Origin of the sequence: Mesorhizobium amorphae CCNWGS0123 (assembly GCF_001686985.1) — a bacterium.
GTDB lineage: Bacteria > Pseudomonadota > Alphaproteobacteria > Rhizobiales > Rhizobiaceae > Mesorhizobium > Mesorhizobium amorphae.
Window position 1 is genome coordinate 881,634 of record NZ_CP015322.1, and the last position, 15,221, is coordinate 896,854.

At 59.2% G+C, this 15,221-nt stretch carries 5 protein-coding genes and 10 pseudogenes; 11 read left to right on the top strand and 4 right to left on the bottom strand.

Annotated features, from left to right (window positions below; all coding sequences use genetic code 11):
* Positions 1-38 precede the first annotated feature (38 nt).
* Positions 39-431 carry a group II intron maturase-specific domain-containing protein gene (locus A6B35_RS35300; RefSeq protein ID WP_244425848.1) on the bottom strand — a complete coding sequence of 131 codons (393 nt, stop codon included), beginning with the start codon at positions 429-431 and terminating at the stop codon, positions 39-41.
* A gap of 189 nt (positions 432-620) precedes the next feature.
* Positions 621-767 (bottom strand): annotated as a pseudogene (locus tag A6B35_RS37065) (ATP-binding protein); the annotation flags it as partial.
* Between the two features lie 64 nt (positions 768-831).
* Between A6B35_RS37065 and A6B35_RS33795 the strand changes: the two are divergent.
* The 6 genes and pseudogenes from A6B35_RS33795 to istB all read left to right on the top strand — a co-directional run bounded on the left by A6B35_RS33795 (position 832) and on the right by istB (position 8,733).
* Positions 832-2,023: pseudogene (locus tag A6B35_RS33795) on the top strand (IS3 family transposase).
* 392 nt (positions 2,024-2,415) lie between these two features.
* Positions 2,416-2,609 (top strand): annotated as a pseudogene (locus A6B35_RS36500) (IS6 family transposase); the annotation flags it as partial.
* Between the two features lie 512 nt (positions 2,610-3,121).
* Positions 3,122-5,254 (top strand): acetate--CoA ligase family protein, encoded by a 2,133-nt coding sequence (locus tag A6B35_RS33800; protein WP_065518420.1) that lies wholly within the window; start codon positions 3,122-3,124, stop codon positions 5,252-5,254.
* Between the two features lie 38 nt (positions 5,255-5,292).
* Positions 5,293-6,282: an NAD(P)H-dependent flavin oxidoreductase gene (locus tag A6B35_RS33805; protein ID WP_065518421.1), complete on the top strand. Its 990-nt coding sequence runs from the start codon at positions 5,293-5,295 to the stop codon at positions 6,280-6,282.
* A 228-nt stretch (positions 6,283-6,510) separates the two neighbouring features.
* The gene (istA, locus tag A6B35_RS33810; RefSeq protein WP_006200010.1) at positions 6,511-8,055 is read left to right on the top strand and encodes an IS21 family transposase; all 1,545 of its coding nucleotides are present in this window, start codon (positions 6,511-6,513) and stop codon (positions 8,053-8,055) included.
* Positions 7,988-8,733: pseudogene (gene istB / locus A6B35_RS33815) on the top strand (IS21-like element helper ATPase IstB). Before istA ends, istB begins: the two are co-directional and overlap by 68 nt.
* Positions 8,734-9,023: 290 nt before the next feature.
* On the opposite strand, the pseudogene A6B35_RS33825 reads toward istB, so the two are convergent.
* Positions 9,024-10,189: pseudogene (locus A6B35_RS33825) on the bottom strand (IS110 family RNA-guided transposase).
* 1,416 nt (positions 10,190-11,605) lie between these two features.
* Between A6B35_RS33825 and A6B35_RS37465 the strand changes: the two are divergent.
* The 3 genes and pseudogenes from A6B35_RS37465 (at position 11,606) to A6B35_RS33840 (ending at position 13,328) form a co-directional block, all read left to right on the top strand.
* Positions 11,606-11,807 (top strand): annotated as a pseudogene (locus tag A6B35_RS37465) (CCE_0567 family metalloprotein).
* A pseudogene (locus tag A6B35_RS33835) lies at positions 11,804-12,018 on the top strand (ferredoxin family protein); the annotation flags it as partial. The pseudogenes A6B35_RS37465 and A6B35_RS33835, both read left to right, overlap by 4 nt.
* A gap of 149 nt (positions 12,019-12,167) precedes the next feature.
* The gene (locus tag A6B35_RS33840) at positions 12,168-13,328 is read left to right on the top strand and encodes an MFS transporter (RefSeq protein ID WP_006200004.1); all 1,161 of its coding nucleotides are present in this window, start codon (positions 12,168-12,170) and stop codon (positions 13,326-13,328) included.
* 52 nt (positions 13,329-13,380) lie between these two features.
* Here A6B35_RS33840 and A6B35_RS37735 read toward each other — a convergent pair.
* Positions 13,381-14,003 (bottom strand): annotated as a pseudogene (locus A6B35_RS37735) (hypothetical protein); the annotation flags it as partial.
* 108 nt (positions 14,004-14,111) lie between these two features.
* Between A6B35_RS37735 and A6B35_RS33855 the strand changes: the two are divergent.
* Together A6B35_RS33855 and A6B35_RS33865 are read left to right on the top strand one after the other, a co-directional pair.
* A pseudogene (locus tag A6B35_RS33855) lies at positions 14,112-14,697 on the top strand (aldehyde dehydrogenase family protein); the annotation flags it as partial.
* A 222-nt stretch (positions 14,698-14,919) separates the two neighbouring features.
* A pseudogene (locus A6B35_RS33865) lies at positions 14,920-15,144 on the top strand (transposase); the annotation flags it as partial.
* Positions 15,145-15,221 lie beyond the last annotated feature (77 nt).

Sequence of the window (15,221 nt, forward strand, 5' to 3'; positions counted from 1 at the left end):
GACATGCGGATCACCCCGCATCCGGCTCAAGCCATTCTTCAGCACCATGGTGTGGCACCGAACAACTCGACGGAGGGTTTCGCGATTCGACGGCGGGCGAAGTAAGTGGACCATGCCGGATCAAATGGATTAGCCAGTCCCCGGATCTTGACGTGCCTCGTAATCGGGATCGTCATTGCGCGGAAGAGCCGGCACCCGCTCGTACTGGCATCTGCCGGACCCTTCGTAGCGAAGTCCCAAGACCGGTGTCCATCGACCCTGAAGTACCTGTTCCTCACCCACCGTTCTCCTTTCATGGGATGGCGTCGACTTGCCCATTTCCAGAGCATTTGCCAGATGTGCGAATCTATCGATGAGAAGCTCGCTTTCGCCACGACGTGACGGTGATACATGGCCCATCCCCGGATAACTGGGTTCAGTTTCTGTATCAACGCCTCCTGCGTGACGCTCGCATTGCCCTTGATGATTTCCCTGACTCACGCGACTTGCAGCTCGCACAAAAACGTTCTTGGCCAAATCCAGGCCGATGGTGCTAACCTGCTTCACGGAACGGCTCCCTTCCTTGTTGTCAAGCGACACGAGGAATTGACCCCTTTGGCGACATCAGGAACTGACCCCCTTCATTGGGTTAGTGTTTCGTTGGTTTCGGGCGCCGGTCCGGCCTTCTGCAGAAGGCCGGACCGGCGTTTTTCACGGAGACGGTAGCTATCGCCGCGGATAGTAATCACCGCGGAATGGTGAAGCAGGCGATCCAGGATCGCGGTTGCTGACGTTGCCCCTTTTGCTTAATCCGGTTTGAAGTTCGTTCTGGCCCATCGAGAGGACCAGGACATGAAACGTAGCCGCTTCTCCGAAGAGCAGATCATCGGAATTTTGAAGGAACATGAGGCCGGGGTATCGGTTGCCGATCTGTGCCGCAAGCACGGGGTCAGCGACGCCTCGATCTACAACTGGAAGGCCCGCTTCGGCGGGATGGATGTCTCCGAGGCTCGGCGACTGAAGGCGCGCTGGAGGACGAGAACACGCGGCTGAAGCGGCTTCTGGCCGACGCCATGCTCGACAATGCCGCGCTGAAGGATCTCGTGGGAAAGAAGTGGTGACGCCCGCGGCCAAGCGAAAAGCTGTCGCTCGCCTGAAGGAAGGCTTCGGGATGAGCGAACGGCGGGCGTGTAAAGCCATCGGCTGTTGCCGCATGACGGTTCGCTACGAGACCAGCAGGCCGGACGACCGCGAGGTTCGCGAGCGGATGAAGGCGATCGCGCAGCAGCGTCGCCGGTTCGGCTACCGGCGTCTTCTCGTGATGCTGAGGCGGGAGGGCCTGGTCGTGAACCACAAGAAGCTGTTCCGGCTCTATCGGGAGGAGAAGCTCGCCGTTCGCCGCCGTGGCGGCCGCAAGCGGGCGATCGGGACCAGGGCGCCAATGCTGGTGCCGCTGAGGCCCGACGAGCGCTGGTCGCTTGACTTCGTATCGGACCAGCTCACCGACGGGCGCCGCTTCCGCATCCTGGCCGTCGTCGACGACTGCACGAGAGAGTGCCTGGCACTCATCGTTGATACGTCTCTCTCGGGCATGCGGGTTGCCCGCGAATTGGACCGGCTCATCACCGAGCGCGGCCGGCCGAGGATGATCGTCAGCGACAATGGCAGCGAGTTCACCTCGAACGCCATCCTCTCCTGGGCGGGTCAGAACCGCGTCGAATGGCATTACATTGCGCCCGGCAAGCCGATGCAGAATGGCTTCATCGAGAGCTTCAACGGCCGACTGCGCGATGAACTGCTCAACGAGACGCTGTTTACCTCGCTGGCTCAGGCGCGCGTAGCCATCGCCCTGTGGCGCGCCGACTACAACACCGCGCGGCCGCACTCCCAAATCGCATGGCAGACACCGGCCGAGTTCGCCACCACCTTCAATCCGCGATGGTCGCTCGCGCTGCGCTACACCAAAGACTCCGCACCAGCGACCGTCGCTTCACCCGCCCAGCAGGGCACAACCCACGCCGGGAACGAACTCAAAACTGGATAGAAACTGGGGGCAAGGTCAGCCTCATTCGAACCGTGCAGAGTCGAATGAAGGTCTGGCGCAGTACGCAAGCCAATGCGTTGGTGTTCGGGCCATTCGCCGATGCCGCGCGGACGGAAATTGTAGAGGTCGTGCAGTGAGATCATCCCCGAGCAACACAGGATCGGCAGTGGCTAAATCCCGGGAACAATCAGTGAGGCAATCGAGAACATCCGAGTGAGGAACGGCATTGTTCTTTGGGAACACTCCTGGGTGAGGCAATACGCGCTCTCACGTTGATTGCCGCGCCGCAGAGCGGTGCGCTCGGCATGATCCCGACCAGTGTGAAGGTTTATCTGGCCAGTCATTCTGTTGATTTTAGGAAAGGTCCCGCGTCGCGCCTATTCATGCCTGGTAACAACCGGATCTAGCAGGATCACCGGCGCATCAAGCGCGGCATCCTATCCCTGCTTGGCTTCAAGTCGGTGGCAACCGCCACAACCATTTATCCAGCTTCGAGATGATCCACATGATGTGCAAACGACAGGCGAGGTACGCCCACAATCCGAATCTGTCCTTGGCCGAGCAGTTCGAAATCCTCGCTGCTTGATTGACCTCGCATCAGCGCCTCTCTGTGTCCCAATTCAGCCGTTGCAACAAAACCTCTTTACGCGGTGCTATATCGAAGCTCAGGCTGAGTCTTTGATAACCTACTAAGTTATGGAAACTCATATTGTGAGTATGAAACTTTCGCGATTGGATATTAAATAAAAGTGAATTTACGCGTATTTATCATAGCGATCAATTAAAATGATATACGATATTATTAAATTATTGAACATTTGAGTTGATTTCCTTACCTGACACGATATTGCCTAAGTGTCATCGCTTTCCTTTACATAAGGAGATTGCCCTCTCTTTCGCTGGATGAATTATCAGTATGACGGTTAAAGCAGCGCCGAGAAGGTGAGTAAGAACGGCCCTCCGAGTAGGTGGGAGAGCCGAAGATGTTGTTGACGCCCCCTTAGCCGATCAGAGCCTTCGGTATCACGGAGCCGCCCTGGGAGCTGGGAGGCGCGTACCTCGGAGCTTGGGCTGGCGCGCTATGCCGTCGCCACCATCATGGGAGTCAAGGTTTTGAATTATTATAGCAAAGGCGAGATTAGGCGGGAACGTATCAAACGCATGTTGGCGCCGCAAAGTGCGGTGTTCATCGGCGGCGCTTCTATGATCCCCGCCATCGACAATTGTCGCGCGCGCGGATTTCGAGGGTCGATCTACGTCGTCAATCCGCGTCGCAGCGAGTTGGCGGGCATACCTTGTGTGCCCAACGTCGCCAGCCTCCCGGAGGTACCAGAGGTCGCTTTCCTGGCGGTACCTCGCGAGAATATAGTGGGAGTGGTTAAGGAAATTTCGGAACTCGGTGTCGCCGGTGCGATATGCAACAGTGCTGGCTTCTCCGAAATGCATGGCGGAGAAAAGTCGCAGCGCGAATTGGTGGAAGCGGCAGGCGAAATGCCGATTATCGGGCCGAATTGTCCGGGCGTGGCCAACTTTGCCGATCGTTCCGTCTTCATGATGAACTATTTCGGTAACCATGATGAAAATGGCAGCGTCGCCCTCATAAGCAATGGGGGGTCGTACCTCTCCGACCTGGGATGCGCGGACCGGTCGCTACCGGTGGCCTATTCCGTTGGGCTCGGCAATCAGGCGATGATCACTGTGGCCGACATTATGGATGTGGTTCTGGATGATGAACGCATTCGGGCAGTGAACCTCTATTTGGAGGGCATTGCTGACGCGGCAGTCCTCTCTGCCGCAGGTCTCAAAGCAGCCCGCAGAGGTGTTCCAGTGGTAGTTATCAAGGGCGGCCGAACAAGCGCTGGGCGTCGAGCGACCCAGTCGCACACCGCCTCTCTTGCGGGCGATGATATCGTGACTTCCGCGCTGTTTAAGCGGCTCGGATTTGTCGAGGTGCGCACTCCGACTGAGGCGTTGGAGACGCTGAAGATGCTTGTGTACGCGCCCAGAGTGAAAGGGCGTCGCACGGCATACGCAACTGATGCTGGCTCCTATGCGGTGATTGGCAGCGACATCGCCGAAGTTAATGGACTTGACCTGCCAACGCCCTCGGCGCAAGCGGCAGCAGAGCTTGAAAAATACCTGCCGCCCTTTGTTCGTCCCGCAAACCCTCTCGACATCTCTTCCGGAGGCGAGGCGGGCTTCGATCAGAATCTGAATTTGTACCGAGCATACTTGTCGGATGATCGTGACATGGCACTGCAGGTTATGTGCTACCCCCCTGAAGGCGGCTGGGATCCAAAAAGTTGGGACGACACCACCAGGGCATTCGCGCAGGCAGCGCGCGAGCGTCAGCTTCCTGCTGCCTTTGTGAACACCATGCCAGAAGCTTTACCACGACGCGTCCGAGAACGGATGATAGCAGACGGATTGGTCCCGCTGCAGGGGATGGAAGACGGCATCCGCGCCGTGTCAAATGCGATGCGCTCGTGGGAACTGGCGGATGTTCTTTCTCAAAGGACCGCCGAAGAAATTCTTCTGCCAAGGTACCGAATCGGTGAGGCCGAGGAGATCGCTGTCGACGAGGCGGCTGCCAAAGCCGAACTGGGTGCATCCGGCATAGCCGTGCCTCGAAGTGTCGTTGTGACGCCAGATCAAACGGGTCGGCTGGACGAACTCAATTTTCCTGTGGCAGTAAAGGCGCTTAGCGCAGGACTGGCACACAAAAGCGAGTTGGGAGCCGTTGTGCTGGGCCTGGGGACGCCCGAAGAGGCTTTGCAAGCCGTGCGCGCCATGGCGGAGAAACTAAAGCATTCTGCGCCCGAGCTCTCCATTCGGAAGTTTCTGGTGGAAGAGATGGTGAAAGATGGACTCGGCGAGTTGCTTCTAGGCATACGCCGGGTGGATTCGATGGGCCTTGCCCTCACAATTGGAATGGGCGGCACGGAAGCAGAACTCCTGCGTGATACCGCCACCATCCTGTTGCCCGCCTCGCGTGCTATGATTGCCGAGGCCCTGTGTAGTCTAAAACTGTTCCCGTTGCTTGACGGTTGGCGCGGTCGACCGAAGGGCGATATTGAAGCGGTGGTCGACACCATCGAAAAGTTTACCCAATTCGCCCTATCCAGCGAGGAGCGCTTCGTCGAGGCCGAAATCAATCCGTTGATCGTACGCCCCCGGGGGCAGGGGGCGGTCGCTGTGGATGCAGTCATGCGGCTGGCCCGGCATCGGTAGCCCAGCGCATAAGCAGATTAACAAATAGGATAAGCGAAATGGGCTTGCCTGCATCAATCACCTCCCGGTTGCGCATCCCCCTGATCGCGGCACCGATGCAGAGAGTATCGGGACCCGAACTCGTTTCAGCAGTCTGCCGGAAGGGCGCCATCGGGGCTTTTCCAACCCTCAATGCGCGTACGCCGAAACAGCTAGACGAGTGGCTGGAGAAGATAGAGCGAGCTTGTGCTGAGTCGGATGATATCTCGGCACCATGCTGTCCTAACATCGTCATGCGTAGATCACCTGAGGCCCTTCAAGCCGATGTCGATGTTTTGGTCAAGCACCGGGTCAAGATCGTGCTTGCAAGCGTCGGATCTCCCGAGGCAATCATCCCTCAATTGCATGATGTTGGCTGCGTAGTCCTGACAGATGTCGCCACTATGCGACATGCGGAAAAGGCGATCAAAGTGGGTGCCGACGGATTGGTGCTTCTGAGCGCAGGCGCAGGAGGACAGACCGGCTGGCTAAACGGATTATCGTTCGTCAGAGCTGTGCGCTCGATCTATGATGGACCGGTGGGCCTAGCTGGTGGCATATCCGACGGCTATGCACTTTTGGCAGCACAGGTGCTGGGGTGCGACTTCGGTATGATGGGTACACGTTTCATCGCGACGCACGAGAGCCTGGCACCGCAGGGTCACAAGGAAATGGTGGCTCATTCAGGGATCGACGACATCCATCTGACGAAGGCGATAAACGGATTCGATGCCAATTACCTTCGGCCGTCGATCCTGAAAGCCGGTCTCGATCTCGCCGAACTCGCAATACCGCTAAGCGTTGAAGAAGCACGCAAGAGGTTCAGCGCCGACTTAGCAGGAAAAGGGCCGAAGCGTTGGGAGGATATTTGGAGCGCGGGCCATACAGTTTCCGCCGCCTCCGAAATCCAATCGGCGGGGGACGTAGTGGACGAGGTTGCCGTCGAATATCACAGGGCCATGGGCGAGACCGCCGCGTTAGTGTGCGCTGCCGAGCCGGCGGCGGTATAGCCGGCACTATCGGCGATCGGAGCGCGGGATCAACGCAAGAGGCAACGGAAGAAACGTGGGGCGGGTGACCAATCTAGTCATCTGAATCTAAAATTCGCTGCATAAGGTCTGTTTGTGATTTTTCATGGAATAGGGACCCTGCTTGAGGGGTCGTTTTCATCCAAACGGGACCCCCTTAACGCAGGGGCGTGACACTGCTTCCGGTTTCATCGGAGGCATTTGTTTTGGATGTTGGTTGTGGAGACGATTGCAAAGATACGCCGGCTTTCGCTGGTTCAGGGCAAATCGATCAAGCAGATCTGCCGGGAATTGAAGGTCTCACGGAAGGTGGTCCGCAAGGTCCTGCGTTCGGGGCAGACGGAGTTCCGCTACGAGCGCAAGCATCAGCCGTTGCCTCGGATGGGTGCATGGCGCGATGAGCTTGAGCAGTTTTTGGCGACCAATGCGACGAAGCCGTCGCGGGAACGGCTGACGCTGATCCGGATTTTTGAGCAGCTTCGCTATCTTGGCTATGACGGCAGCTACAGCTCGGTCTGGCGGCATGCGCGGGCCTTTGAGGAAGAGCGGGGCAGCGCCGCCGCCGATGCGTATGTTCCGCTGATCTTCGCGCCGGGCGAAGCCTACCAGTTCGACTGGAGCCACGAGATCGTTGTCCTGAACGGGGTGACGACGGCGGTGAAGGTGGCGCATATGCGGCTGTGCCATAGCCGAATGTTCTTCGTCAGGGCCTATCCGCGCGAAAGCCAGGAGATGGTGTTCGACGCGCACGACCGGGCGTTTGCCTTCTTCCGGGGCGCCTGCACGCGCGGCATCTATGACAACATGAAGACGGCTGTGGAGACGATCTCCGTCGGCAAGGAGAGGCAATACAACCGCCGCTTCCAGCAGATGTGCGGCCACTATCTTGTCGAGCCGGTGGCCTGCACGCTGGCGTCGGGCTGGGAGAAGGGCCAGGTCGAGAACCAGGTCGGGCCGGTGCGCGAGCGCTTCTTCACGCCGAGGCTCCGCTTCAAAAACCTGGAGGAACTCAACGCCTGGCTGCTTGACCGATGCATCGCCTATGCCAGGGTACACCGGCATCCTGAACAGGGCGATCGCACGGTCTGGGAGATGTTCGAGGCCGAGCGCGGCAACTTCATTCCCTATGCCGGCCGCTTCGATGGCTTCCACTGCATCCCGGTTCGCTTTGACAACAACAGATACTCGGTGCTTTCCAGTGCCGTCGGCCGTCCGGTGGAGATCCACGCCTATGCCGACCGCATCGTCATCCGCCAGGACGGCGTCGTTGTCGGCGAGCATGAGCGCTCGTTCGGGCGTGGCGAAACGGTTTACGATCCTTGGCACTATGTCCCGGTTCTGGCCCGCAAGCCCGGAGCTCTTCGCAACGGCGCGCCGTTCCGCGATTGGGTGCTGCCGGCGGCGATGGAGAAGGTGCGTCGCCGGCTTAAGTCAGTCGATGACGGGGATCGGCAGATGGTGAACATCCTCGCCTGCGTGCTTACCGATGGCCTCGCCGCGGTCGAGGCGGCTTGCCAGGAGGCGCTTGATCACGGCGTCTGGTCATCGGCAGTGATCATCAACATCCTCGCCCGCGGCCGCGATCCGGCGCCCAGCGCGACCCTTTCCACCCCCGAGACGCTTCGGCTGACCCATGAACCGGTCGCCGATTGCGCTCGCTATGACAGCCTCAGGAGGACAACGAGCCATGGAACGCACTCAGGTGCTGGAATTGATGGGAAGCCTCAAGCTCTACGGGATGCGCTTGTCCTATGACGAGATCATGGGCAATGGCATCAAGCTCAGCACGAGCCGCCCAGGATCGTCGGCGATCTGTTGCAGGCCGAGATCTCCGAGAAGCAGGCGCGCTCCATCAAATACCAGCTCACCGTCGCCAGGCTGCCGCTGGCCAAGGACATCGAGGACTTCGAGTTTGCCGAGACACCGGTCAACGAGGCGCTGATCCGCGAACTCGCCAACGGCACCTTTGCTGCCGATCATCGCAACGCCGTTCTGGTGGGTGGAACCGGTACCGGAAAGTCGCATCTGGCGATCGCCATCGCCCGGGCGCTGATCCGCTCCGGCCTGCGCGGCCGCTTCTACAATGTCGTCGATCTGGTCAATCAACTGGAAACCGAAACCCGCGCTGGCCGCCAAGGCCGAATTGCCGATCACCTGACCCGGCTCGACTTCGTCGTCATGGACGAGCTCGGCTATCTGCCTTTCGCCCAGGCTGGCGGGCAACTGCTCTTCCATCTGATCAGCAGGCTCTACGAGCGAACCTCGATCATCGTCACCACCAATCTCGCCTTCGGCGAATTGCCGAGCATCTTTGGTGATGCCAAAATGACCACCGCCTTGTTGGACCGGCTCACCCAACATTGCGAGATCCTAGAGACCGGAAACGCTTCCTGGCGATTCAAAAGCCGCTCTCAAAGCTCACATGAGGAGTGATGCGTCAAGGCAATTTCATTTGTCCATGGCGAAGCCTTTAGGGTTGCTTCATCGGTATCCAAGGTCTGAGCCATTTCGCTCGACGCGGCACGTTTCCGTTGCCGTTTCAAACTCACATACGGTCGCCGTCTCGTTCGGCTGCACCACTATCCCGCTTGCGTTGCGGCAAAGGCTCAGGAGAACGAGTCCATTCTAAAGTGCGGCATTTGAAGCCAAACTTTGAGGCGGTTCGCTCACCTGGATCCGCTAGGATTGATCAGCCCTGGGAGGTTCTGGACTCCGGTCGGCCGTCACGCGTTCTTCATGACGGCCCCTTCGATCAGGATCCCGAACGCGGCGTACTTCCACTGCGCCACCAGCAGCTTGCGCACCAGGGCAACGATCGTGCTTCGTTTCAGCCGACCCCCATTCGATTGAACCCGCTGAGCAAACCAACGGCTGAGTGTCGAATGCGGCTGGTTCCGCAGCCACAACCACGCGAGTTGGATCATCGTCGTGCGCACCCGCGGATTGCCCGCTTTCGATACGCCTTGCTCACGATCAATGGTTCCGCTTTGCCACGGCGTCGGTGCCAATCCTGCGTAGGCGGCGACTTGGCGTCGGTTGTCAAAATGGCGAGAGAACCCTTCGGCCAAGAGGATAGCGGCGAACTCCGATCCAATCCCTTTGAGAGCACCCAGCACGGCCGCAGGTCCAGGCGCTGTATGTGGAGCATCCTTGTGGCGGACATCATTGCATCGCGCTCCTGTTCCACCGCGGCGATATGCTGAAGCAACAGTTCAAGGCGATCGAGTTCACGATCTATTTGAGCCTTTAGGTGCCGAGGCAACTGCCGGCCATCGCCTGTCACCAGTCCGTCGAGTCGTTTGCGTCGATCCTTCCGAAGCGGCTCGTAACCGCTGATGCCTTGGGCAAATAGCAGACCCTTGATACGATTGACGTGCTCCACCCTTTCCGCAATTAGGACCTTGCGTTCCCTGCAAATGCGACGCCGATCTTCGTTATCCGGACTTGGCGCCTTCACCATCGCACACACGCGCGGTTCGCCACGCTTGAAGGCAAGAAGTGCTCGAACCAATGCCTCCCCGTCGATCTTGTCCGTCTTCGCGCGCCGGCGACGACGGGACGCTGCGATAGAAGCCGCGTCGACGACGTGACTCTCGAACCCATTGGCTTCCAGGACTCGATGAATCCAAAAGCCGTCCAGACCAGCCTCCTGAATGGTCACGATAGGGAACAATCGCCCTGTCCGTGACAACGCCCTCTTCCGAAGGTCTTCGAACAAGTTGATCAGTGCGGCAATATCGCCGCCATCCACAGGACGTTTCGACATCTTGTCGCCGCTGCCCGGCGACAACGACGTAACCAGCCAGGTCGAGCGGCTCAGCTCCAGGGAGACAAAGATCGCTCCAAGGTCGACACGGACAGCGTTTGGGACTCCAGGTTGGGCAGACACATTCTCCACGGCGATCTCCTGTTGAGTGAGTGCTTCGATGCAGCCTCACCCTGACAGAGCGCCGGCCGCCGTCATGGGATCTAAAGCCAGGGAGCCAAGCTGGAACGCGCCCGATCGGGCTGCGCAACCCCGACCAGCTACGCCTGATCGGGTGCTCGCCGTCGTGCCCTTCACACGACGTCGTCAGATAGGAGTTCGGCGGTCTCGTCGGGCCACGAGCCGGAGCCGTACCAGATTCGCAACTCAACCTCGGCGCGCGCGAATGGTCGGAAATGATATGGTCGAATATCAGAATACTTGACCCAGATTCGTGGCATGAGCGGTATCAGCCACATCGATGCGATCACGTCTACCCGGCCTGCGGTCCTGGCTTTGCCACTGCCGAGTCACTCTCGAGCTTCCGCTCCTGCACATGAAATGGGGCCGATCCTGGATGGGCTGACTGGGGCAAGGTCTTTCGTCGCGCCGGGATTCCCCACGGGCTGCCCGTGGCCGGAGGTTCGGCAAACTGTTCGTGGCCTTGCAGGCCGCTCAGGCGAATCAGGGCGTTGCCGCGGGCTGGCACCGGCTGGTGCAGCGTTGATAGAAGGGGGCAAGCTCGTCAGGATCACCGACCTCAGGGCTGCCCGCGCCTGGGGGATACTATCTGACATGGAACGACAATTGGACGCTCTCGCCGGCAGCGGTACTGCGGCGCAAATGGCTGCGGAAGATCGCGGCCGAAGAACGGGACGCTTGAAGGTAAAGCGCTGGCGCGCCTTCGCATTGCCCAGGCGCGTCGATCGCCATCACGGGCTCGGGGGTCCGGCTTGCGATCATCATCATCGCGATGCTCGCCTTAGCGCCCTCTGGGCGAGTGGCAGGCGTTGGAACCAACAAAGGGCATGATCTGCCAATGCCGAGCGCGGTCGAATGAGGCGTGAATTCCACTTTCCCGGAGCAATCCCGTTTGCCCTTGCTGAAAAGACGGCGGACAACCGAAACCTACTGTCGGGTTTGTCGAGTTCGCGACAGGGGCTGTTCGGCATCGCCTCCTGCCGCGCTCTAATACAGGTCTGAAATTATGGAGAATTTGTGAGACTCTTTTTGACTCAGTTGGCACGATTTTTGAGGCACCCTCATCGTAAAGTGGCAGGAATTGCCAACTCACATTTATGTCCTGGGTGACATCGCGATCGATAGAGCGAGGAAAGCAACATGCCAGTGCCAGTGCCGATCTCCGAACTCGAAGGCGCAGGATACAGTCCTGCATCTCGCCGCGCGGATCGCACTGATTGGTCCGTTGCGGTCAATACTTCGCAGCACCGCAGCGGACCAATCGGCATCCATCGGTTCGGCTTCGAGGCGTTCCGGAAGTTCCCCGAGGCCGGTACAAAACTGGTCGACGCCGCGATCGCAGCCATCGATATCCCGACGTTGGCACCAGAAGATCTGCCGGAGAAGGTTCGAAAGTTGCAGTCGCGTGCGGGAACTGCGAAGGATGAAATTGCACGACCTTGCCGAGGGACCTCCCGGTCAACTGGACCGAGATCAAGGCGATCGCTGAAAAACAGCCGATGTTTTTGCCGAGTTGGATGCAGCCAAGACAGAGCTCGCTGCCTTGGAGAGTTCACGATGACGACCGCCTTCGTCACATGCGACGCTCCAGATGGACGCCGCAATATCTAACCGCTGTCGACGGCACCACCTGCATCGGCTGCGGCCGCTGCTTCAAGGTCTGCTCGCGCGAGGTCGTGCACCTCTACGGGGGTGATGACGCGGGTGAAATCCTCGGCGTCTGCGACGGCGAGGACGACGACTTCGATGGCGAGCTCAATCGTATGATCATGAATGATGCCTACGTCGCCGATCCAATCGCTAAGGAAGATGGCAAGAAGGCACGAGGCTACGGAGTTGCGGCGTGAAGATAACCCCCTCAAATCCGTCTGCGCCAATCGGGAATGAACCCCGTCTTCGGACGATCGTTCCCGTTCTTGGCATGACGCAAATACTCGCATGGGGGTCCTCCTTCTTTCTGCTGGGCGTACTGGAGCAGCCCATCGCCTGCGATACGGGGTGGCCGGTGGCCTGGATTGTCGGTGGCCTTTCACTCGGCCTGCTCGTAGCCGGCATCGTCTCGCCGCTTGTCGGCGACAAGATCCAACGGTTTGGCGGTCGCCTTGTGCTGGCGACGAGCGCCGCCTTTCTTGCTGCCGGGTTAATCGGCTTGGCGCTCTCTCCCAACCTGCTGATCTACATCGTCTCATGGCTGGTGCTCGGTGTCGGCATGGGCGCGGGTCTCTACGACCCGGCATTCGCGACGCTCGGCCGCATATACGGCCAGCGTGCGCGAACCGCGATTGCGACGCTGACCCTATTCGGGGGCTTTGCCAGCACCATCAGCTGGCCGCTCTCGGCCATGCTCGTCTCCGAGTTCGGTTGGCGCAGCGCATGCCTGATCTATGCGGGCATGGATCTGTTCGTGCTGCTGCCGATCTATGTCTTTGCGCTACCGAAAGAGCAGAAACGAGAGACACGAGCCGTCGTCGCAAGCGATCGCGGGGACTTGGGCGAGCGCCCTCTACCGCCAGGATCGAGGCTGCTGTTTATGCTAATGGTGCTCGTCATTACCATCAGCTCGATCAGCTCAACACTGCTTTCCGTCTATCTCCTGACAATCCTTCAGGCTCGTGGCATCGGGCTCGCCGCCGCGGTCGCGCTCGGGGCGATTGTCGGGCCATGTCAAGTCGGCGCACGGGCGATCGACATGGCAATCAGTCGCTTCCATCATCCGATCTGGACGAAGATTGCCTCGACCGTATTCGTTGCCGTTGGAGTTGGCCTTCTGTGGGCGAACGCTCCAATCGTGACTGTAGCACTCGTATTTTACGGGGCGGGAATTGGCTTAGAGTCCATCGCCCGCGGCACGCTGCCGCTCGCCGTCTTTGGTGACGACCTTTACCCATCGATCATGGGGCGCATCGCCATGCCGAGCCTGATCATGCAGGCCGCATCGCCCTCGCTGGGAGCACAGCTGATCACGAGGCTCGGTACGAACGGTGCGCTCGCCATGCTGTTTGCGGTGGCGATCATAAATGTGTTGTTGGTTCTGGCTCTTTTCGGCACGCTAGAGAAACCAGGAACTGCGGACCGTGTTTGAGATCAATCCCTCGATCCGATCATTCAGGGGGATACCGCCGATTTGGCATTCTGAGGTAGCGTGACTCGGCTGATCGACCCGCTCCATCGAGGATCAGTCCGCCGCGGCCGGTGGTCAGATTGAGCTTGTGACCGTAATCGACGTCGCGGCTGCCCTTGACGATGATATCGGTATGCGGCTCGAACAGGCTCACCAGCTTCTCGCCGGCCGGGACCGGCTCGCGTGCTAGGCCCCGCTGTTCGGTCTGGGCGATGATCCGCTCGATCAGCGGCCGGTAGTGGCGGACTTGGGCCTGCCTGTCGCATTGGAAAATGTTACCGCGCGGGCTCGTTGCCTCACCTAAAATGTTACTCGTGAAGGCGCATGCCGCCATGATGCCTTCACCACCAGGGAGGCATCTTGAAGACGAAGATGACACATGCCAAGCGCATGGAACTGGCCAATCCTGTCAGCTGCACAGCCGCCTGCTGGAGATAGCCCAAGGTGGTGCGTGTGATCCTGAGCAGCTCGCGGTAGTGCTTCACCCGTTTCGGGCGGCCGCGGGTATATTCGATCGCCCGGGACCGCTTCTTCGCCGCGCGGCAGTGATCGTGCCATGGGCCGGCGCTGCCCAGTGCATCCGCGTGCTGCAACAGCTGCACCATCACCCCGGACAGCGTCCCATAACAGGCTGCTTCTCTATTCGGCGTGTGGAAGTTAAACGCTTTCGAGCTTTTCCGATTTACCGGCATTTGATGTCTTTCGCGGGCTCTTGCTACTCTTCGGGATCGGCGCCTTGGGCCCTTCGTGCAGAAACGAATAAAGACTGCCTTCCTTGAAAGGCTGTCCTCGAGACTAGATTCAGCAAAAATCGGCGACCCAATGGACCCACAGGTCAACTTTGGACCTATGGTGAGTGAACGCCAGTTGGAAATAGTGAAAGCTTATATTGCCAAAGGCCTCGCGGAGGGCGCGCGACTCGTTCACGGAGGACTTCAGCTGGACAGGCCGGGCTTTTATTTGCAACCCACGGTCTTTGCGGATGTGACAGACGAAATGACGATAGCGCGAGAGGAAATCTTCGGTCCCGTTATGTCCGTGCTGGAGTTCAAAACCGAAGAGGAGGTAATCACACGAGCCAATGCGGCCGAGTTCGGCCTGGCGGCAGGGGTATTCACTAGTGACCTTACTCGAGCCCATCGGGTGGCCAAAGAATTCGAAGCAGGAACCTGCCACATCAACACCTATAATCTTGCGCCGGTCGAAGCCCCCCTTCGGCGGTTCAAAATTATCGGGGGTCGGTCGAGAAAATTCCGAGCTTGCGTTACAACACTATACAGAGATGAAGACGATCTATGTCTCGATGAATGATCTGCGAGCTCCATACTAGACATAAATAAGAAATTGATATGATCTCAATTGGCCGCCGAGATCGGCCGTGAGCTCAGCGCGATGTCGCAGTGGCTGGACGAGCATCGCGATCTGTTGAACCTGGTAACGCGGGACCTGCGCCGGCATGGGGTCAAGGGGACCGGCCGCGAGGGCCTGCCGGGGGAAGCGGTGCTGCGATGCGCGCTGCTCAAGCAGCACCGCCAGTTGAGTTATCAGGAGCCACAAGAAGAGCGGCCTCAAGGTCGAAGACATGGTCAAAAGCAAGTGGGTCTGTCGCAAGCTGCGCAACTTCCGCGCCGGCATCGAGGCCGGCATCTCCTGCCTCAAACGTGCCTACGGCTTCGGGCGCTGCACCTGGCGCGGGCTCGACCACTTCAAGACCTATGTCTGGTCCTCTGTGGTGGCTTACAATCTCGCACTCTTCACCCGCCTCAAACCGGTCTGACGCCACTCATCGGGTCGCGCTCAGTGGCACGCCGGCGGGCGCTGGCCGATACCCTATGCTGGCATGGCCGCTGCAAA

Excerpts from the sequence above, each read along its gene's own strand:
- A6B35_RS33800 (WP_065518420.1), top strand. The coding sequence starts at position 3,122 with ATGGGAGTCAAGGTTTTGAATTATTATAGCAAAGGCGAGATTAGGCGG.
- A6B35_RS33805 (WP_065518421.1), top strand. The coding sequence starts at position 5,293 with ATGGGCTTGCCTGCATCAATCACCTCCCGGTTGCGCATCCCCCTGATC.
- istA (WP_006200010.1), top strand. The coding sequence starts at position 6,511 with ATGTTGGTTGTGGAGACGATTGCAAAGATACGCCGGCTTTCGCTGGTT.
- A6B35_RS33840 (WP_006200004.1), top strand. The coding sequence starts at position 12,168 with ATGACGCAAATACTCGCATGGGGGTCCTCCTTCTTTCTGCTGGGCGTA.